A 19,205-nucleotide genomic window follows, 5' to 3' on the forward strand; every position below is an offset into this window, starting at 1 on the left:
TCAGGCGCGCAGCCACTCCGTCACGACCACGGCACCGCCGGTCCGCAGCCGCAGCGCGAAGGGACCGGCGGGCGGGGCGTCGCTGGTGAAGCGGCCCATGGTGTCCGCCGTGAGGGACGCCGCCGACTGAGGGCCGCTGAGCACCTCGATCCGGGCCGGCTGGGGCGGCAGCACCTGCCCCATCAGGCCCTGGCCGGTCACCTCGACGTCGACGGTGACCTCGCCCGCCCGGAAGGTGAGCATCCGCGGTACGTCCGTGGCGCCCCTGACGGGGATGGCGTCCACCACCGAGTCGAAGGTCAGCTCGGCGATCCGGGCGTCGAGGTCGTGCAGCGCGTAGGCGTCGACGGCGATCCGGCTCAGTTCCGCCGGGACCGGGTCCAGGATGGCGGCGGCCTGCCTCAGCTCCTCCTCCAGCAGGGCGCTGTCGAAGCCGTCCTCCTCGAACTCCGCGAACTCGTCGTTCATGTCGTCGTCGTTCACAGTGCTCCCCGTGCGTCGAGTCGGGCCCTCAGGCGGCGCAGACAGCGCTGGCGCAGCGGCCCGATGCTGCCCACGGCGATGCCCAGCGCCGCGGACACCTCCTGATAGCTGGGCGGCGGTGTGGACATCAGCACCCGCAGCAACTGGCGGCAGCGGTCGCCGAGTTCCTCGAACTCCTGCCACAGCCGGCGGACGCGTTCGCTCTGGGCGGCCGCCTCCTCGGAGTCCAGCAGCGACTCCTCCGGCGTACGGTCCTCGCTGACCCGGTCCAGCACGTGCGGATCGTCCGTCGGCGTCAGCCGCCGCAGGCTCTTGAGGACCTTCAGGCTCTCGTGCCGGGCGGTGCTGGCCAGCCACGACCCGGCCTTCTCCGGTTCCCGGATGCGGCCCAGGTGCTGGGCGAAGCGGAACCAGACGGTCTGGTACACCTCGTGCGCGTCGGCGTCGGAGAGCCGGTGGGCGCGCACCACCGACCACACCAGCGGGCTCAGCCCTTCCACGAGCGCCTTCCAGGCCGCCGCGTCACCGTCGACGGCGGACTGGACGAGCGCGCCGGTTTCTGCACGATCCACGGCCCCACCCCTCGTGTACGGCAAGTCATCGTACGCCGCGGAGGGGGCGGTTCCGACCCTCATGCCGGAGGAGCGAGCGGGACGACGGCGACCGGGCGCCAGGTGGGCGGGCGCAGCGCCGGCACATGCGCCCCGCGCACCTCCGCGAACTCGGTGTTGGCAGCCAGCAGCTGGGTGCGGGCGGCACGCGGGTCGGTCTCCTTGTGGGCGCTCATGTGGGCGGCGACCATGCCGGCGACCACGGGAGTGGCGAAGGAGGTGCCGCTCCAGTGCGCGAGGCCCTCGAACATCACCTGGTCCGGCTTGCCGGTGGTGCTCACGGCCCGCTCCTCGCTCAACAGGCCGGTGTGGCGCGGCGACTGGCAGGTGCACACGTACGTGAAGCCGTAGCGGCAGGAGTCGTAGGTGGAGTGCTGGTACACGTACGGGACGGGCACGTCGAAGCCGGTGAACGAGCTGGTGAGGCGCTCGCCGGGGGCGTAGGCCTTCACCCAGGCGCCGTGGTTGCTGAAGCAGGCGCCGTGCTCGCCGTCCCCGCGCAGCGCGCCGATCGACAGCACGGAGTCGGCGTAGGCGGGCAGGTCGGCGTAGGCCGCGGGCCAGAAGGGGGTGGCGCTGCCGTTGTTGCCGGCGGCGGCGACCAGCAGGGTGCGCTGGGTGCGCAGTTCCTCCATGAAGGCGTCGAGGCCGAGCAGTCCGTCGTGCCGGCCGTTGGAGGTGCCGGCGGACAGGCTGAGGATGTCCGGCCAGCCGCCGAGGTCGACGGCTTCGAAGAGCTTGTCCCCGAACTCGGACTCCAGGATCGCGCCGGCGTCGTTGAGGGTGTTGCGGACGGTGATCTCGGTGTTGGGCGAGACGGCCGCGACGAGTCCGGCGATGAACGTGCCGTGTCCGACGTACTGCTGGAGGATCCCGTCGTCGTCGCACTCCTTGATCTGCAGGTCGCCGTCGGTGTGCGCCAGGAGCGGGCAGGAGCGGTAGTCCTTCATCAGGCCGGTGTCGATGACGAGGACACCGACGGCCGTACCCGGGTCGTAACTCCCCTCGGCGGGGGCCGGGTTGGGCTGCTCGGCGAGCGGGGCCGGTACCGGCTCGTCGCCGGGGCAGGCGTTCACCGCGATGGACACCACGTGGTTGCGGCTGACCAGTCTGCGTCCGGCCCGGCCCTCCACGGTGCGCAGGGCCCGGAGCGCCCCCGCGACGGCCCGGTCGCCGCGCATGTCGCCCTCGCCGGGGTCGCCGACCTGGATCCGGGTGATGCCGGAGCGGTTGGTCTCCGGGCTCGCCCGGCGCACCTGTTCGGCGGTCAGACCGGTGAACGCGGTGAAGTGCTCGCGCACGGCGTCCTCGACGACACGGGCCTCCTCGCCGTCGCGGGCCAGCACGACGCCCTTCTCGTAGAGGAACTCGGCGGAGTCGTCGGGGCCCATTGCCAGGGGGACATCGGGCATCGAGCGCTGGATCTGGTCGAACTGTTCGGTGAATCGCTGTGGTGCCATGGGCTGTCCTCCCGCTGAGGCGACGGTCGTCAGTCAGAGCCGCCGGGCCGTCGATTGATACAGCGCCGACCCTGTGTGGCCGGCGGAGGGGAGCACTACTATCCGTAAAGTGACAGCGGGAAGCGACTCGGTTCTCGAACTGCTGCCGAAGGTGTTCGCCGCACCCGGCGAGGCTCTGGCGGAGGCGGAAGAGGTACTCGGCGCCGATCCCTCGCCGTTGCACGCCTCCGTCGCCCATCAGGTGATCGGCATCTGGCAGCGGGACTTCGGCGATCTGCGCCTCGCGCTGGCCCATCTGCGGCGGGCCCGCGATCTCGCGGCGCGCGCGGACTCGGCGGACCGGGAGGCGGACGTCCTGGGCACGCTCGGCGTGGCGCTGGTGCACGCGGGCCGCACCCGGCAGGGGCTCGCCGCGTTCGAGCGGGGTGTCGTGCGCGGCGCGGGACACACCCGTGCGCGGGTGCTGTACCGGCGGGCGTACGTCTGGTGGGTGCTCGGGCACCACCGTGAGGCGCTGGAGGACGTGCGGCGGGCGATTCCCGTGCTGCGGCAGGCGGACGACGTGATCTGGACGGCGCGGGCGCTGACGTTGCGCGCCACCGTCCATCTGGCGCTCGGCGCGGTGGAGCGGGCGGACGCGGACTTCACCTCGGCCGAGGCGCTGTGGGACACCACGGGCCAGGAGCACGACAAGGCGGACGCCGTGGAGAGCCGGGGGCTCGCCGCGTTCCGGTCCGGGGACATCCCCGCGGCGCTGCGGCTGCTGGACGAGGCCGAGGAGCGGTACGCCAAGCTCGGCACGCCCACGTTCATGCTCGACATCCGGCGCTGCGAGGTGCTGATGGCCGCCGGTCTCGCCCCGGAGGCGCTGGCCGAGGCGGACGCGGCGATCGGGGTGCTGGACGAGATCGGCGGACAGTCCACGCGCAAGGCGGAGTTGCTGCTCGTCGCCGCGCGGGCGGCCCGGCTGGCGGGTGATCCGCACACCTCCCTCGCGCGTGCGGCCCTCGCGGTGCGGCTGTTCGCCGGGCAGCGGCGCACCTGGTGGGAGACGCACGCCCGGCTGGTGCTGATCGAGGCGCGGCTGGTCACCGGGCGCGCCTCGGGGCGGCTGGTCGCGGACGCCGCCGCGGTCGCCGACCGGCTGGCCTCCTTCGGCGCCCCGGCCGCCCCCGAGGCGTCCCTGCTCGCGGGCCGGATCGCGCTCGCGCTGGGCTGGCGGGAGGACGCCGAACGGCACTTGGGGACCGCCGCCCGCAGCAGGCGGGCGGGGCCGCCGCTGGCGCGGATGACGGGCTGGGCGGCGCAGGCGCTGCGGGCGCGGGCCGCGGGATCGGGGCGCGGGGTCCTGGAGGCGTGCCGGCGCGGCCTGGACGTGCTCGACGACCACCGGACGACCCTGGGCGCCTCGGAGCTCAGGGCGCGTGCCACCGCCCAGGGCGCCGAACTCGCGGCGCTGGCGCAGCGGGTGAGCCTGGACTCCGGGGGGCCGCGGCGGCTGCTGGTGTGGAGCGAGCGCTGGCGGGCGACGGTGCTGACCGCCCCGCCGACCCGGCCGCCCGCCGATCCCGCCCTGCAGCGCGGGCTCACCGCCTTCCGGGAGATCGCGGCCCGCGCGGAGGCCGCCCGCATGGAGGGCCGGCCCGTGCCCGCCCTGGAGCGCGAACAGCGCCGTCTGGAACGGGAGATACGCTCGCGGACCCTGCACATGCGCGGGGAGGCACCCGGTGACGGGGACCGCTTCGACCCGGCGCGGCTGCTGGCCCGGCTGGGCGACGCCGTCCGGCTGGTCGAGCTGGTCGTGGTGGACGGCCGGGTGCAGGTGCTGCTGTGCGGCCAGGGGCGGGTGCGGCACTACGAGGCCGGGCTGCTCGCCGACGCGGAGACCGAGGCCGAGCATGTGCAGGCCGGGCTGCGGCGGTTGGCCCACCCGGGCGCCGAGGCGCGGCTTCCGGTGGTGGAGGCGGCGGGGCGGCGTCTGGAGGAGCTGCTGCTGGGTCCGGCGGCACAGCACCTCGGCGACGGACCGGTGGTGGTCGTACCGCCCGGCCGGCTGCACCGGGTGCCGTGGTCGCTGCTGCCGTCGCTGCGGGAGCGGGTGGTCAGCGTGTCGCCGTCGGCGACGAGTTGGCTGCGGGCCCGGGAGACCGAGCCGCCGCCGGGCGGCCGTCAGGTGCTGGTGCGCGGTCCGGGCCTGGCCACCGGGGGTGCGGAGGTGCCCGAGCTGGCCGACCGGTACGGCACGGCGACGCTGCTGGAGGACGACGGGGCGAGCGTGCCGCGGGTGCTCAGGGAACTGGGCGGGGCCGCGCTGGCGCACATCGCCGCGCACGGCGCCTTCCGGGCGGACAGCCCGCTGTTCTCCTCGCTGCGGATGGCGGACGGCCCGCTGATCGTGCACGACTTCGAGCGCCTCGACCGCAGCCCGTACCGCATCATCCTCTCCTGCTGCGACACGGCCCGCTTCGCGTCGGTCGGCGCCGATGAACTCCTCGGCCTGGTCACCGCGTTGCTCCCGCTGGGCACGGCCGGGGTGGTGGCGTGCAGCGCCCCGGTCAACGACGCCGCGGTGGTCCCGCTGATGGTCGCCCTGCACAAAGGGCTGAGCACCGGCCTCTCCCTCGCCGAGGCGCTGCGCGACGCCCGCGCCGCCCTGCCCGCGGACGCGGTGCACCAGGCGACGGGCTGGGCGTTCTCGGCCTTCGGAGCGGCCTGACGACGGCCACTCGGCCCGCGCACGCACGCCGCGCGGACCTCCGGCGCGAGCAAAGCCCCGCTGCCCGCCGGCGCGTCCGTCTCGGGGACTGCGGTCGCGGCCCACCCGCGGCGGATGTTGCGCGCACCTGCCGACTCCGGCCGCCGCCCGGGCAGGACAGCGCGCAGCCCCCGACGCACCCGGCCCGCTCGCCGCGCCGACCCACGACGCGCGCTCCGCGGTCGCGCCCGTCTGTCGGCGCCACCCGGGCCGGGCGGATGCCCTCCGCGCCGGAGCAGCCGGCCCTCTCCCTCAAGCCGGTTGTGCGGTCGGCAGGTCCACCAGCCAGGGCAGTGCGCCCCGGTCGCTGGCGCCGAGGCGGGCGTAGGCGCTGTAGAGGTGGTTGCCGACCGTGCGGACGGAGAGGGTCAGGCGTTCGGCGATCTGGCGGTTGCTGAGGCCCGCGGCCGCCAGCGTGACGATCTGCCGTTGCCGGGCCGTCAGTTCGCCGAGGACCAGGCCGGACAGGGCCGGGGTGCGGGCGCCCTGGCAGCGGCGGGCGAGGGCGACGGCACGGGTGCGGGAGGTGCGGGCGGCGCGCGGGTCGCGGTGGGCCCGTACGGCCTGGGCGTGGGCCTCGGCCGCGTACAGCAGCAGCCCGCGCTCCTGGAGCGCCTCGGCGGCCCGGTCGAGGGCGGGCCCGTCGCCGCGGGTGAGCGCGTCGGCGTGCTGCGCGAAGACTCCGTCGAGGCGTCCGGCGGCCCGCTCGGGCGCGCCGAGGCGTACGGCGTCGTAGGGCCCCACGGTGGCCAGCGCGGTGTCGATGTCCCCGCGCGCCACGGCGGGCCAGCCGTCCCCGGCGCCGTCGGCGGCGGCCGTCACCTCGCCCGACTGGGCGACCGCCAGGGCGAGTTCGTCGCGGCAGCCCGGGTCCTCCGGCGCGTCCCGCAGGCCCTCCCTGGCCCATGCCTCGGCCTCCCTCAGCCGCCCGCCGATGCGGGCGAACCGGGCGCGTACGGCCGCGTATCCGGCCGGGACCCGCGCCCCTTCGTCCACCAGCCACTCCCCCACGGGCGCCGACACCGCCCGTACGTCGGCCAGGCGGACACTGCGCGCCAGTACGGCCGCCTCGGCGTCCAGGGCCGCCGCGCACTGGTCCGGGGTGCGGGCCAGGCGCCGCGCCCGGAGCCGGCCGGCCGCGGCCCGCAGCACCGGGCCGTGCAGGGGGTGGGCGAGGCGGACGGCACCGCGGTCGTCGATGCGGACCAGTCCGCCGGCCTCCAGGCGCTCAAGGGCCCACAGGTCGAAGTGGTCCATGTCGGGGGCGAGGGGTTCGCCGAAGGCGAGGCGTTCGAGGGTCTCGCGCTCCTCGGGGTGGGCGCGCTCCAGGACGTGCGCGGCGCGCTCGCGCACGGTCGCCGTCAGGGGCACCGGCCCCCGCCAGGCCCGGCCGTCCGTGCCCGGGACCCGGGTGAGCAGTCCGCGCTCGCGCACCGCGCCGAGCAGGTCGCGCAGCAGCCGCAGGTCGCCCTGGCACAGCCGGTGCAGCCGGTTCACGGTGAGGGGTTCGAGGTCGCCGCCGAGCAGGTGTGCCGTCTCCTCCGGGGGCAGCGGGTCCAGGGTGAGGCGGGGCAGCAGCTCGCCGGTCCAGAGGCGGGAGATCGCCCCGGGCGCGGGGGCCCCCTCGGTGGCCACGACCACGAGGCGGGTGCGGCCCTGCACGGCCAGCTGGTGGACGAGGGCGGCGGAGGCGTCGTCGAGCAGGTGCGCGTCGTCCACGACCAACAGGCGTACGGACGAGAGCAGTTGCACGGCCCGGTGCAGGGTGACCTCTTCGGGCAGCAGGTGCGCGAAGGCGGCGAAGGGGATGGTGCGGGCCTCGGGCGTGCCGGCCACCTTGGCGCAGTCGGCGCCACGGGTCGCCTCGGCGGCGAGCCGCGTCTTGCCGCAGCCCGCGCTTCCGGTCACCACGATGCCGTGCCGGCCCCCGGACAGGGACCGGCGGATCAGCTCGACTTCGCTGTCCCGTCCGGTGAACGGCCAGGGCAGTTCCAGGGTCTTCGCATCCCGTTCGAATGTCATCACACCTACAAGAGCTCCCTTACTCACCCCTGATACAGGGTGACTTGAGTAGCCCCCGACTCAGGCGCCCGGCCGCCGCCGACGGCAACCTTGGCCCATGACCGCTCGCTACTGCTCCCTCGCGCAGCAGTCGGCCCCCGTTCTGGCACCGGGGCTGACCGCCGAGCGGCAGCGTGCGCTCATCGGCGGACGCCGGATGTGGGTCAACCACACGGTCCTGCACTACTACTTCTTCGACGGCGACAATGACGCGTCCGTGATTCCCGTACCGGGGACCGGGGGGTCCCGGCGGGTGTCGTGGGTCGGCTCGAAGGAGCAGCAGGACGTGGTGCGCGAGTGCTTCCGGGAGTGGCAGGGCCTTGGTATCGGGGTGTCGTTCGCCGAGGTCTTCGACCGCTCGGAAGCCGAGGTGCGGATCGGGTTCCAGCTGGGTGACGGTTCGTGGTCGACGGTGGGCAAGGACGCGCTCCAGGTCGGCCTCAACGAACGGACCATGAACTTCGGCTGGGACCTGACCGCGCCGTCGGAGCGGGGCACGGCCCTGCACGAGATCGGGCACGCGCTGGGCATGCTGCACGAGCACCAGAGCCCGTTCGCCGGTATCCACTGGGACGACGAGACCGTCTTCGCGGACCTCGCGGGTCCGCCGAACTTCTGGAGCCGGGAGACGACGTTCTTCAACATCCTGCGCAAGCTGGACCCGGACGAGGTCAACGGCTCCGTCTGGGACCCGCAGTCGATCATGCAGTACCCCTTCGAGGCGGGGCTCATCCTGGAGCCGGAGCAGTTCCGCGCGGGTCTGCACCCGCCCGGCGCGCTCTCCCCCGCCGACAAGGAGTACGTCCTGCGCTGGTACCCGCCGGCCGGCCCTCCCCGGCCGCCCGCGCTGGTGCCGTTCCGCTCGGCGCCGATCGCTCTCGGCCCGGGCGAGCAGGCCGACTTCGCCGTCGAGCCGCCGGAGACGCGTGAGTACACGCTGGCCACGTTCGGCGACAGCGACGCCGTGGTGGTCGTCTTCGAGGAGCGGGACGGGGAACCCCGCTTTCTCACCGGCCGGGACGACGGGGGCGCGGCCGGGAACGCCACGATCAGGGCCCATCTCGTCAAGGGCCGCCGCTACTTCGTCCGTGTGCGTCTGTACTCCACCTGGGGATCGGGGGAGACCGCGGTGATGTGCTGGTAACAGCACGGGTACAGCCGTACGCGGGCGGACGGACCACAAGTCCGGCGCCGGGGGAGTGGCCGGGGACGTCGCCTTCGGGGGAGGGTGACGTCCCCGGCCGCGGTGCTCTGTCCGCCGAGGTCAGGGAACGGCCGGGCCGGTCAGGTACCGGCCCTCCTCGTCGTACGGCCAGACATTGGGTACGCAGCCGTGCAGGCCCTTGATCTGCTGCATCATCGCGGGCGCGGGCTCTCCGGGGCCCGGGCAGCCGACGTGGCCGTGGCCGAGGAAATGGCCGACCTCGTGGTTGATGATCAGAGCGCGGTAGGCCGTGATGTCCTCGGCGTAGACGGGGGTCGCCAGCAGCCAGCGCTCCAGGTTCACCATCACGTTCCGCTCCACGTTGCAGTTGTACTCGCCGCCGGTGTCCAGCCCGTACTGTCCGCAGATCCGGTCCACCGTGCCGGGTGTCGCGACCTTCACGACGAAGTCGGCCGGACCGCTCGGCACCCGCCGGAACGCCGAGCGGCCGTCCGCGGTCCAGCCGCGCGGGTCGGCCAGGACGCGCTCCACCTGCCGGGCCACGTCGGCGGCGGAGAGGTCGACGGTGTCCTCGACCTCGACCCGGTAGCGCAGGGCCGTGCCCGGTCCCGCCTTGGCGCCGGAGCCGGCGGCGGCGGTGAAGGTGCCCGGTCCGGTGGACGGGATGCCGGGCCCGGGCGGGTCGGAGGAGGGCGAGGACGAGGGCTGTGCGCCGCGCGTCGCATCAAGGGTCCCGGCGGGCCCGGCCGGGTCGGCGTGCGCTCCGCCCCCGTCGTCCGTCGCCGCGAACCCGAAGGCCCCGAGCACGGCCAGGGCCAGGAGCCCGCCCCACACCGCCCCGCGCCGCCTGCGCGGAGAGGCATGGGACGGGCCGCCCCGCCGACGGCCATGGGGAGAACGAGAGGTGCGCGTGGTCATGTCGGCCAGGCTGTGACCGCCATGTGATCGGACCGGGCCCAAATAATAACGAAACGATAACGCGGCCCGCAGTGCGGGTTCATATGATCATCCCGTAACAAAGTGCCGGGTCGTCGGCCGCCGTACGGATACTGAGCGCATGCCACGCGTTCTGCTGATCGAAGACGACCGCGCCGTGCGGGAGGGAGTCGCGCTCGCCCTGCGCCGCCAGGGCCATGAGGTCGCCGCCGAGGCGACCGGGGAGCACGGTCTGGAACGGGTGCGGTCGTTCCGGCCGGACGTGGTGGTGCTGGACCTGATGCTCCCCGGCCTGCCCGGCCTGGACGTGTGCCGCGAGATACGCGCCCTGGACCAGACCCTGCCGATCATCATGGCGACCGCGCGGGGCGACGACGAGGACATCGTCGTGGGCCTGGAGGCGGGCGCCGACGACTACGTGGTCAAACCCGTCCAGGCCCGGGTGCTGCAGGCACGCATCCGTGCCGTGCTGCGCAGGGCGGGCGGCTCGCCCGGCGAGCCCGGCATCCCGAAGATCGACACCTACGGGGAGCTGGCCGTCGACCGCGCCGGTCTCTCGGTCGCCCGCGACGGCGTGCCGATCGCGCTCGCCCCGTCCGAACTGCGGCTGCTGCTCACCCTGTCCGCCTCCCCCGGCCAGGTGTTCAGCCGCCAGCAGTTGCTGGAGGCGGTCTGGGAGCACAGCTACCACGGGGACGCGCGCCTGGTGGACGCCTGCGTCAAGCGGCTGCGCGCCAAGATGGGCGAACCGTCGCGCGAGCCGCGCTGGATCCAGACCGTGCGCGGCTTCGGCTACCGGTTCGCGGCCCGGTGAGGCGGCCCCGGGTGCCACAACTGCGCGGACTGCGCACGCGGCTGGTGGTGGCCTTCGCGCTGGTCGCCGCCGTCACCGCCGCCACCACCGGCGCCCTGACCTTCCGTGAGGCGCGCACGGGCGTGCTCCAGCAGAGCCAGGACACGGTGATCCAGCTGCTGCGCACCCAGGTGGGCCGGCTCTCCGAGGAACTCTCCTTCCCGCCGAGCGAGGACGCACTGGCGCGGTTCGCGACGGACGTGGCCGGCGCCGACCCCTCCGGGACCTGGCGGGTCCTGGCCACCTACGGCGACCTGAGCGCCACCTCCGCCCCGGACGACGCCTTCGAGGAGCTGACGCCCGCCCTGCGCGACGCCGTGCGCTCCCGGACGGCGACCGTGTTCCAGCGGGTGGCCGACGGCGACCACACCTCGCTGGTCGTCGGCATGTCGGTCATGTTCGCCTCGTCCGACGGAGGCCGCCACCCCTCCGGGGTGTCCGTCTTCCTGACGGTGCCGCAGACCACGGAACGGGCCTACGTCGACGCCCTGGTCAGCGCCGCCCAGCGGGCCACCGTGCCCGCCCTGGCGCTCGCCGTGCTGCTGGCGCTGCTCGCCGCACGCGGGGTGCTCCGGCCGGTACGGGCGCTGCGCCGCGCCACCCGGAGCATCGCCGAGGGCCGACTGGACACCCGGCTCGCCGTCAACGGCTCCGACGAACTGGCCGACCTGTCGCACACCTTCAACGAGACGGCCGCCGCGCTGGAGGAGTCGGTGGCCGAACTGCGCGGCATGGAGGCACGGGCCCGCCGGTTCGCCGCGGACGTGTCGCACGAACTGCGCACCCCGCTGGCCGCGATGTCGGCGGTCACCGACGTCCTCGACGAGGACGCCGCCCGGCTGGACCCGGACACCGCGACCGCGGTCCGCCTGATCAGCGAGGAGACGGTGAAGCTGACCCGCCTGGTGGACGACCTGATGGAGATCTCCCGCTTCGACGCGGGCGCGGTGGTGCTCCACCTCGACGAGATCGACCTCGCCGAGTCACTGCGGCGCACCCTCGCCGCGCGCGCCTGGACCGGCCTCGTCGACTGCGACCTGCCCCCGCCGGGCACCCTGCGCGGCCGGGTCGACCCGCGCCGCCTGGACGTCGTCGTCGCCAACCTGGTCGGCAACGCCCTGCGGCACGGCGCGCGTCCCGTGCGCCTGCGGTTGTCGGGCGGGGACCGGCTCGCCGTGATCGAGGTGCTGGACAGCGGGCCCGGCATCCCCGACAGCGTGCTGCCCCACGTCTTCGAGCGGTTCTACAAGTCCGACGCCGCCCGCACCCGGACCGAGGGCAGCGGACTGGGCCTCGCGATCACCGCGGAGAACGTCCGCATGCACGGGGGCACGGTCAGCGCGGCGAACCGGCCCGAAGGCGGCGCCGTCTTCACCGTACGACTCCCCCTGCCCGGCGACGAGCCGGCCCCGGGCAGCGGCTCATGACGCCCCGACGGCGCTTCGCGGCGCTGTGGCCGGCCGCCCTGTGCGCGCTCACCTCCTGCGGCATCCCCACCACCGGAGTCGTGGAGGCGGGCGGTCCGGCGAGCGGGGTGCCGCCGATGATCCGGGTCTACTACGTCGTCGACGGCACCCTGGCCGCCGTTCCCCGCCGCACCACCGCGCCGGTGGATGTCGCCAAGGCCCTGGAGACGCTGCTGATGGGCCCGACGGACCTGGAGCGCGGCAAGCGGATCACCACGCGGCTGCCGCTGCCGTCGGGCCCGTTCACCGCCACGCCCATCCCCACCGCCACGGACGGCCCGGGCCCACCGCCGCGGAGGCAAAGCCCGTCCGACCTGATGACGGTGACCGAGCGGGAGGACGGGATCACCGTCCGGCTCGCCCTGTCGGCAGGCAGGTTGAGCGATCTCGTCGCGGCCCAGATCATCTGCACGGCCACCGCGGCGCAGCGCGTCGCCGACCCGGGGGCCGAACCGGTGCCGGTGACGGTCACGGGCGCGGGCGGGCGGCGGGTGGAGTCGAGCGGCGTGCGGTGCCCGGACGCCTAGGTCCTGCCGGGGTGGCCGGCGAGGGCCTGGCGTCCGTGGCTGCCCGCGTTCAGCGCCGTGGGCCGGCCTTCACAGGGGCTCCGCCCAGCCGTTGCGGACGGCGTGGGCGCCGAGTTGCATGCGGGTCCGGACTCCGGCCATGTCCATGAGGTGACGCAGCCGCCGGTGCAGGGTGCGCGGGGACAGCCCGAGCTGGGTCGCGGCAGACAGGTCCGTCAGGCCGGCCAGGAGCAGCGCGAGGATCTGGCGGTCCACGTCGGTCGGGCCCTGCGGAGCGCACTCGACGGTGGGTTCGGCCGCGTCGCCGGTGTCCGACAGCTCCAGCGGGTGGGCCGTGCGCCACACCGTCTCGAACAGCGCGTCCAGCGCGTCCAGCAGGCCGCTGCGGTGCAGCAGGACGGCGCCGGGCTCGCCGGCCGGGGTGACCGCGAGGGGGACGAGGCCGAGGTCGGCGTCGGCCAGCACGAGCTTCATCGGCAGGCGGTCGGCGACCCGCAGCAGCACGCCGTTGCGCAGGGACTGGATCGCGTCCTGGACGATGCCCGGCTCGGCCAGCACCGCGCGGTCCAGTACCGCCCGGAAGAGCACCCCGCGGCCGAGGGCCATCGGCTCGGCGGTGTTCTCGTCCGGAGGCAGCGCGACGAACGGTGCCGTGATGAAGGACCGCACCTGCGTGCGCGCCGCCTGCTGGACCTGGAGGAAACGGTGGCGGATGGCGTCGACGCCGGTGACGACCTCGATCAGCTCGCTGATGCTGTTCCCGGTCATCGCCGCCCGGTGTTCCTCGGCGAGGGTGACCAGTGCCTGCTCGGCCATCCGCAGGCCGTCCCGGCGCTGGCTGATGAGAGCCCCGAGCGCCATCGCCGGTGGCGCGGCGGTGTACCGGTCGTCCGCCGACCTGGTCACCAGACCCCAGTCGAGCAGGCGGGCCAGGGCCTTGTCGACGGGCGCCTGCGGCAGGACCAGGAGATCCGCGAGCAGGACCGCGGTGGAATGCGGCCGTCCGAGCAGCGCCCGGTAGACACGCTCGTCTTCGGGCCCGAGCCCCAGGACGTCCAGCATCGGTGATCGACTCTCTTCCGCTCGCCGCAGCGGGGAGAGTATGCGCCATGGCGGCAGAACTTGAATAGTCCCTGCTGGGAGCGGGTGCGAGGGGAAGAGCCCCGGGGAGTCGGCTCCCCGGGGCCCGTCGGTGGAGCTCATCGCAGGCCGTACGCCCGGATGATCTCGTTCTCGACGCTGTAGCCGCTGTCCGTCGCGGCGCTCGCGCGGACCGACACGAAGCCGCCGGGCTTCTTCGCCGTCCTGAACTCACCCGTCCAGGCACCCCCGGCGCCCCGGGTCAGGGTCACCTTCTGCCAGGTGGCGCCGTCGTCGTAGGAGACGTCCAGCCTCACCTCGGTGACGCTGCCCGGCACCGTGCCGCCGTCCATGGACACCGGTTCGAGCGTGATCCGTTGGGTGGCGTGGGCCTTCACGTCGCCGTGCAGGTCGGTCTCCAGCCCGTAGTCCAGGTTGAGCACCGAGAACCGCTCGAAGCGGTCCGAGTCGACGGTGTCGGACATGAACCTCCACTCGGTGCGGGTGCGCGTCGACAGCCGGAAGACGTCGCCGGGCCGCTCCACGTCGAGGACCGCGCGGTAGGGCAGGTGGCCCGCCGGGACCTCCACCCACTGCATGTCCCCGCCGACCGGGTTGTCGTGGATCAGCGTGTCGCCCTGGAAGACCCGCAGGTGGGACGGGGTCTCACCCCACGGCAGGAAGCCACCGAGCCGCATGTTGTCGCTGGCGGACGCCCACGCCTGCACGTTCCAGGTCATGTAGTTCTGCCAGCGGGAGTTGTAGACGCCGAAGGACTCGCCCTGGCCCGGCCGGATCACCGGAGCGAACCAGTCGTGCCGGGTGGTGCTGCCCTTGGTGTACGTGTTGTCGCCCGACACCATCACCCAGGGCAGGTCTCCGTCGATGCCCTGTGCGTGGAACTCCCGCCACACCTGGCCCGGGGTAACCCACTCGGTGCGGGTGCCCGGGTGCCATTCGCGCTCGGGGAGGTTGAACGACGGGTCGAGGGTGAAGTCGGAGCGGTAGCCCTCCGCCGGCCCGCCGTCGGTGGCGGAGTAGTAGCGGGCCTCGATCCGGGCCAGGTCGTCCTTGGCCGGCTTGTAGACCAGGGCGCGGTCCGGCACCCGGCCGGGGTAGTCCCGGGTCAGGTCGTAGACGTAAGGGGTGTACTCGGTCTGCTTGACGGTCAGTCTGCCGCTGCCCGCCTCCGCCAGCGCGATGAGGGCTCTGCCCTGGTCGCGGTGGACCGAGGCGACCGGGATGCTCGACTCGCCGACGTACTCCAGCAGGCCGCCGACACCGTCGTTGACCACGATCAGCGCCTTCGCGCCGGCCGCGGCCGCGGCCTCGGCGCGCTCCTGCGGCGAGACCTCGTCGCTGCGCTCGACGACGACGAGCTTGCCCTCGGCGCTGACCTTCTCGTAGTCGGCCGGCGCGCCGTCGCCCGCGTGGACCGCGTCCAGCCGGTCCGTGGCGGTGCCCACGGGGCTGCCCTGCTGCACCAGCGTCTCGAAGTGCCTGCGGCCGCCCGGCGTGCTCAGGCCGAGCATCGGCTCGCCCTTGCGCCAGCGGGTGATCAGCGTGAACTCGCCCTGCTTCATCGCCTCCGTGGGGGCGACGTAGACGTCGTCGTAGGTCGGCGGCAGGAGGTAACCGCCGCGGAAGTCCAGGAACGGGTCGTGGCCGTCGTAGTGGACGTTGAAGTCGACCTTCCGCTGGCGGTCCTCGGTGCGCTGGGGCGCCTCCGTCTGCAGCAGGTGCGCCTTGCTCGCGTCGAGCACCACGTCCGCGGAGCCGTCCTTCAGCACGGTCTCCGGGTCGACCAGGACCGCCAGACCCGAGCGGTCGGGCTGCTCACCGGTCACCGGGAGATGCGCCGCGACGGTGTACCGGCCGGGTGCCATGCGCATCGTCGCCGAGCCGTCGACGTCGATCGTCCACGGCCACAGGTCGCCCGCCAGATTGATCGTGACCTGACCGGAGGCGGGCTTGCCGTCCCGGCCGACCAGCTTGATGTTCAGGTCGTAGCGCTCCTCCTCCTTCAGCAGTGCCACGGAGGTACGGGCCACCGGCTGTCCGGTCGCCGCGTCGGTGGCCGTCACATGGCCGACGTGCCGGCCGGCCGGCGCGGCCTGCGGGTCCCCGGTCACCGGGACGGTCGCCGTGCCGCCCGCCGGGACGGTCACCGTGCGAGCGCCCAGCGTGAACGGGCCGCCCTCGTCCGTCGCCGCCAGCTCCAGCGTGACGTCGGCGGAGCCGGTGTTGGTGTAGGTCAGGTCCTTGGTGACGGGTACGTCGCTCGGCTGGTGCGGCCAGGTGTGGTTGCCGAAGAACAGCGACCCGGTGCCGCGGACCGTGGCGCGCGCGGCGGCGGCCACGTCGAGACGGCCGGTGCCGACCTCGTACGGCGAGTAGCCCTCGGCCAGGCCCTTCGCGGTGCTCATCAGGTGCTCCTTGAGCTGAGCGCCGGTCAGGTCCGGGTGCTGCTGGGCCAGGAGTGCCGCCGCGCCCGCCACGTGCGGGGTGGCCATCGAGGTGCCGCTGATGGTGCGGTACAGGCCGTCGCCGCCGTCGGTCATCTCCTGCGAGCGGGCCGCGGTGATGTCCACGCCGGGCGCCGCTATGTCCGGCTTCATCCCGCCGGACCCGGCGAGCGGGCCGGTGCTGGAGAAGTGCGCGAGCCGGTCCTCCTTGTCGGTGGCGGCCACGGTCAGCGCGGAGGCCGCCGCGCCCGGGGCGGAGACGGTCTCCGGGCCCGCGTTGCCGGCGGCGACGACGAACAGGGTGCCGTACTGCTCGGACAGCGCGTCGACCGTCTGCGACATCGGGTCGCTGCCATCGGTCGGATAGGAGTTGCCGAGGCTCATGTTGACGACGTCCGCACCGGACTCGGCGGCCCACTGCATGCCGGCCATGACCCAGGAGTCCTGGCCGTAGCCCTCCTCGCCGCCGAGCACCTTGCCGACGACGAGGTCCGCGTCGGGGGCGACGCCCTTGTGGTCGCCGCCGGAGGCGGCACCCGAGCCGACGATGGTCCCGGCCACATGGGTGCCGTGTCCGTTGACGTCGGTGACGGTCTCCCCCGGCACGAAGCTGGCGGTGTCGTCGATCAGGCCGTCGAAGTCGGGGTGACCGGCGTCGATGCCGGTGTCGAGCACGGCGACCTTGACGCCCTTGCCGGTGTATCCGGCGGCCCAGGCCTCGGGGGCGCCGATCAGCGGCACGCTCTCCTTCAGGTTGGCCTCCACCCGGCCGTCGAGCCACAGCTTGGCCACGCCCGCGCCCAACTCCTCGCCGTCACGCGGCGCGACGGTCTTCCAGAAGGTGCGGGCCCGCCCCTTCTCGGCCTTGAGCGCGGCCCCGCCGATGCCCTTGAGCTCGCGGGTCAGCTTGCTGCCGCGCGGAGCCGTCGGCTCCACGGCGGCACGGGACTTGGCGGGGGCGTACGTCGCGATGAGCGGCACCGAGGGCGACTTGGCGTCGTCGTAGCCCATCTCGATCAGGTCGGTGACGTTGAACAGCCGCCGGTCGAGCGTGCCCGCGCCGAGCAGCGCCGCGGCCTCGTCCGGGATGACGAAGATGTCACCGCCGGTCTGCTGGAACCGCACACCTCCGGTCGCGTTGTCCGGCCGGTCGACATCGGCGCTCTGTTTGCCGTCGGCCGTGGTGGTGACCGTGACCACGTCACCGGTGATCAGGGTGACCCGGTGGGTCGCCGTGGCCTCGGCGGGGACGGCGGGCCTGGTCGGGGCGGCTTGTGCGGGCGCCTGCAGAAGGGCGAGCCCCGACGCCAGCAGGGGCACCGCGGTGGCCGCCGCGATCAGCTGCCGGCGCCTGCGCCGGGAGGCGGAAGCTTCAGAGGGGGTGTGCATGCCATGGGTCTACCGGCCGGTGAACACCCTGGTGAAGGCCTCATGGCGGCAAGTCCTCGCCATGGCAAGGGATTGCCAGCCGTGAACCCGGCATTGCGGGCGACGGGGCATGGAAAAGGCCGCATCGGATGTCTCCCGATGCGGCCTGTTGCCGTACGACTCCTTCGAGTCGGGACGACAGGATTTGAACCTGCGACCCCTTGACCCCCAGTCAAGTGCGCTACCAAGCTGCGCCACGTCCCGGTGCCCCTCGCGTCAAGCCGCGAGACACGCAGGTGAACCTTACCGCACGCGGCCGGATGCTTCCGGCTGCGGCAACGGCTTGGAGTACGGCTCACTCCCCCGGGGGCGCTCCCTCGTACGCCCCGCGCAGCACCTGGAGTACCCCGTCCGTCGTCACCGGGCGCGGGTTGACGGTCGCCTCGCCCGCGGCCTGGGCGGCGGCCCGCGCCAAGTCGGTCTCGGCCAGGCCGAGTTCGGCCAGGGAGCGGGGGGCGCCCAGGCGCCGGGGCAGCTCCCACAGGGCGCGCGGGGCGTCGTCCGTGCGGAGGGCCCGGGCCACGGCAGCGGCGGCCCCGGGGGCCGCGGGCGCGTTGTGCGCGAGGACGTGCGGCAGCACCAGCGTGTGCGTCTCGGCGTGCGGCAGGCCGAAGGAGCCGCCGAGGACATGGCACAGCTTGTGGTGCAGGCCCATGGTGGCGGCGCCCAGGCTGGTCCCGCACAGCCAGGCGCCGTGCAGGGCGCGCCCGCGGGCCTCGACCGACCCGGGGTCAGCGGCCACCTCGGGCAGGGCCGCGGCCATCACCCGGATGCCCTCCTCGGCCGTCAGCCGGGTCAGCGGCGAGGCGTCCGGCGCGTACAGGGCCTCGACGGCGTGCGCGATGGCGTTGACGCCGCTGGCCACGGAGAGCGGGACCGGCAGGGAGAGGGTCAGTTCGGGGTCGTAGACGACACTGCGCGGCTGTACGACGGGGTCGCGGCCGGTGCGTTTGACGCCGTGCTCGGTCAGGCCCCAGACGGGAGTCATCTCCGAGCCGGAGTAGGTGGACGGCACCGCGATCAGGGGCAGGCCGGTGCGCAGGGCGACGGCTTTGCCGAGGCCGATGGAGGAGCCGCCGCCGACGGCGACACATCCGTCGGCGTTCGCCGCGCGCGCCGCCGCGACGGCCCGGGCCGCCACCTCGACGGGCACATGCCTTCGCGCCTCGGGGTGCACCGCGACGCAGAGCGGGCCGAGGGAGTCCGCGACGGCCCGCGCGGTGTCGGCGCCGCGCGGGCCCGAGAGCACCAGCAGCCGTCGCAGGCCGAGCCGCCGGGCCTCCTCGGCGGTCGCGGTGACGGCGGCGCCCGCTAGCAGCACGATCCGCACGGGCACGGACTCGTGGGTGAAGGAGAGGGGGTCCTGGTCGTTCACGATCACTCCTGTTCCGATCGTCGTCCGCCGCCGTCGGCCGCGACGAAGTGTCCTCCTGGCCGGGTGGATACCGCACAGTCTGTCGACGGCGCTGATCCACTCCGGCTGGTTAAGGTCCTGGCATGAACCACAGTTTCGTCGTCCACGTCCCCGACGCCGCGCTCGAACCCGAGCCACTCGCGCACGAGCAGATCGTCTCCGGCACGCCCGTGGTGACCGGGAAGGTGCTCTGGGAATCGGCGGACGGCCGGCAGCTCCGGGGAATCTGGCAGATCACCCCGGGCGTGGTCACCGACACCGAGGCGGACGAGCTGTTCGTGGTGATCAGCGGCTCGGCCACCATCGAGGTCGAGGACGGGCCGACGCTGACGGTGGGCCCGGGCGACATGGCGGTGCTGCGCGCGGGCGACCGTACGACCTGGACGGTGCACGAGACGCTGCGCAAGGCGTACGCGATCAATCTGTGAGCGGCGGGGCCGTGGTGCCCCGGATCTCCAGCGCGGGCGCGGCGAGATGGACGCGGCCCGGTTCCCCGGGCCG

At 74.1% G+C, this 19,205-nt stretch carries 14 protein-coding genes and 1 tRNA gene; 6 read left to right on the forward strand and 9 right to left on the reverse strand.

What is annotated here, in order from left to right; genetic code table 11:
* From M8H82_RS33650 to M8H82_RS33660, 3 genes are read right to left on the reverse strand one after another with little or no spacing between them, the layout of a single operon-like run.
* Nucleotides 1–468: a hypothetical protein gene (locus M8H82_RS33650; protein ID WP_250079072.1), complete on the reverse strand. Its 468-nt coding sequence runs from the start codon at nt 466–468 to the stop codon at nt 1–3.
* Nucleotides 469–479: 11 nt separating this feature from the next.
* Entirely contained in the window at nt 480–1,118 is a 639-nt protein-coding gene (locus M8H82_RS33655) for an RNA polymerase sigma factor (protein ID WP_250079041.1), read from the reverse strand.
* A complete protein-coding gene (locus tag M8H82_RS33660) occupies nt 1,115–2,554 on the reverse strand; it encodes a S8/S53 family peptidase (protein ID WP_250079042.1) in 1,440 nt (479 codons plus the stop codon). Before M8H82_RS33660 ends, M8H82_RS33655 begins: the two co-directional genes overlap by 4 nt.
* Nucleotides 2,555–2,663: 109 nt before the next feature.
* On the opposite strand from M8H82_RS33660, the gene M8H82_RS33665 reads away from it, so the two are divergent.
* Nucleotides 2,664–5,270, forward strand: a complete 2,607-nt coding sequence (locus tag M8H82_RS33665; RefSeq protein ID WP_250079043.1) for a CHAT domain-containing tetratricopeptide repeat protein — start codon at nt 2,664–2,666, stop codon at nt 5,268–5,270.
* Between the two features lie 291 nt (nt 5,271–5,561).
* On the opposite strand, the gene M8H82_RS33670 is transcribed toward M8H82_RS33665, so the two are convergent.
* Entirely contained in the window at nt 5,562–7,331 is a 1,770-nt protein-coding gene (locus tag M8H82_RS33670) for a LuxR C-terminal-related transcriptional regulator (protein ID WP_250079045.1), read from the reverse strand.
* A 97-nt stretch (nt 7,332–7,428) separates the two neighbouring features.
* Between M8H82_RS33670 and M8H82_RS33675 the strand changes: the two genes are divergently transcribed.
* A complete protein-coding gene (locus M8H82_RS33675; protein ID WP_250079047.1) occupies nt 7,429–8,514 on the forward strand; it encodes a M12 family metallopeptidase in 1,086 nt (361 codons plus the stop codon).
* A gap of 120 nt (nt 8,515–8,634) precedes the next feature.
* On the opposite strand, the gene M8H82_RS33680 is transcribed toward M8H82_RS33675, so the two are convergent.
* Entirely contained in the window at nt 8,635–9,453 is an 819-nt protein-coding gene (locus M8H82_RS33680; protein ID WP_250079049.1) for a DUF3152 domain-containing protein, read from the reverse strand.
* Between the two features lie 139 nt (nt 9,454–9,592).
* Here M8H82_RS33680 and M8H82_RS33685 point away from each other — a divergent pair, with 139 nt between their 5' ends.
* From M8H82_RS33685 to M8H82_RS33695, 3 genes are read left to right on the forward strand one after another with little or no spacing between them, the layout of a single operon-like run.
* On the forward strand, nt 9,593–10,285 hold the full coding sequence (locus M8H82_RS33685) for a response regulator transcription factor (RefSeq protein ID WP_250079051.1): 693 nt from the start codon (nt 9,593–9,595) through the stop codon (nt 10,283–10,285).
* Between the two features lie 11 nt (nt 10,286–10,296).
* A complete protein-coding gene (locus tag M8H82_RS33690; protein WP_250079055.1) occupies nt 10,297–11,751 on the forward strand; it encodes a HAMP domain-containing sensor histidine kinase in 1,455 nt (484 codons plus the stop codon).
* Complete coding sequence (locus M8H82_RS33695; RefSeq protein WP_250079057.1) at nt 11,748–12,317, forward strand: hypothetical protein; 570 nt, start codon at nt 11,748–11,750, stop codon at nt 12,315–12,317. The genes M8H82_RS33690 and M8H82_RS33695 overlap by 4 nt, the downstream gene beginning before the upstream one ends.
* Nucleotides 12,318–12,386: 69 nt before the next feature.
* On the opposite strand, the gene M8H82_RS33700 is transcribed toward M8H82_RS33695, so the two are convergent.
* From M8H82_RS33700 to M8H82_RS33715, 4 genes are all read right to left on the reverse strand, one after another.
* Nucleotides 12,387–13,379 (reverse strand): helix-turn-helix domain-containing protein, encoded by a 993-nt coding sequence (locus tag M8H82_RS33700; RefSeq protein WP_250079059.1) that lies wholly within the window; start codon nt 13,377–13,379, stop codon nt 12,387–12,389.
* A 137-nt stretch (nt 13,380–13,516) separates the two neighbouring features.
* Nucleotides 13,517–17,251: a S8 family serine peptidase gene (locus M8H82_RS33705; RefSeq protein WP_250079060.1), complete on the reverse strand. Its 3,735-nt coding sequence runs from the start codon at nt 17,249–17,251 to the stop codon at nt 13,517–13,519.
* A 169-nt stretch (nt 17,252–17,420) separates the two neighbouring features.
* Nucleotides 17,421–17,494 (reverse strand) — tRNA-Pro (locus M8H82_RS33710).
* Nucleotides 17,495–17,585: 91 nt separating this feature from the next.
* On the reverse strand, nt 17,586–18,665 hold the full coding sequence (locus M8H82_RS33715; protein WP_250079063.1) for a maleylacetate reductase: 1,080 nt from the start codon (nt 18,663–18,665) through the stop codon (nt 17,586–17,588).
* Nucleotides 18,666–18,787: 122 nt separating this feature from the next.
* Here M8H82_RS33715 and M8H82_RS33720 point away from each other — a divergent pair, with 122 nt between their 5' ends.
* Nucleotides 18,788–19,132 carry a cupin domain-containing protein gene (locus M8H82_RS33720; RefSeq protein ID WP_250079065.1) on the forward strand — a complete coding sequence of 115 codons (345 nt, stop codon included), beginning with the start codon at nt 18,788–18,790 and terminating at the stop codon, nt 19,130–19,132.
* Nucleotides 19,133–19,205: the final 73 nt, after the last annotated feature.

It is taken from the genome of Streptomyces sp. YS415 (assembly GCF_023544665.1).
GTDB lineage: Bacteria > Actinomycetota > Actinomycetes > Streptomycetales > Streptomycetaceae > Streptomyces.

Excerpts from the sequence above, each read along its gene's own strand:
- M8H82_RS33650 (WP_250079072.1), bottom strand. The coding sequence starts at position 468 with ATGAACGACGAGTTCGCGGAGTTCGAGGAGGACGGCTTCGACAGCGCC.
- M8H82_RS33655 (WP_250079041.1), bottom strand. The coding sequence starts at position 1,118 with ATGAGGGTCGGAACCGCCCCCTCCGCGGCGTACGATGACTTGCCGTAC.
- M8H82_RS33660 (WP_250079042.1), bottom strand. The coding sequence starts at position 2,554 with ATGGCACCACAGCGATTCACCGAACAGTTCGACCAGATCCAGCGCTCG.
- M8H82_RS33670 (WP_250079045.1), bottom strand. The coding sequence starts at position 7,331 with ATGACATTCGAACGGGATGCGAAGACCCTGGAACTGCCCTGGCCGTTC.
- M8H82_RS33675 (WP_250079047.1), top strand. The coding sequence starts at position 7,429 with ATGACCGCTCGCTACTGCTCCCTCGCGCAGCAGTCGGCCCCCGTTCTG.
- M8H82_RS33680 (WP_250079049.1), bottom strand. The coding sequence starts at position 9,453 with ATGACCACGCGCACCTCTCGTTCTCCCCATGGCCGTCGGCGGGGCGGC.
- M8H82_RS33685 (WP_250079051.1), top strand. The coding sequence starts at position 9,593 with ATGCCACGCGTTCTGCTGATCGAAGACGACCGCGCCGTGCGGGAGGGA.
- M8H82_RS33695 (WP_250079057.1), top strand. The coding sequence starts at position 11,748 with ATGACGCCCCGACGGCGCTTCGCGGCGCTGTGGCCGGCCGCCCTGTGC.
- M8H82_RS33700 (WP_250079059.1), bottom strand. The coding sequence starts at position 13,379 with ATGCTGGACGTCCTGGGGCTCGGGCCCGAAGACGAGCGTGTCTACCGG.
- M8H82_RS33705 (WP_250079060.1), bottom strand. The coding sequence starts at position 17,251 with ATGCACACCCCCTCTGAAGCTTCCGCCTCCCGGCGCAGGCGCCGGCAG.
- M8H82_RS33720 (WP_250079065.1), top strand. The coding sequence starts at position 18,788 with ATGAACCACAGTTTCGTCGTCCACGTCCCCGACGCCGCGCTCGAACCC.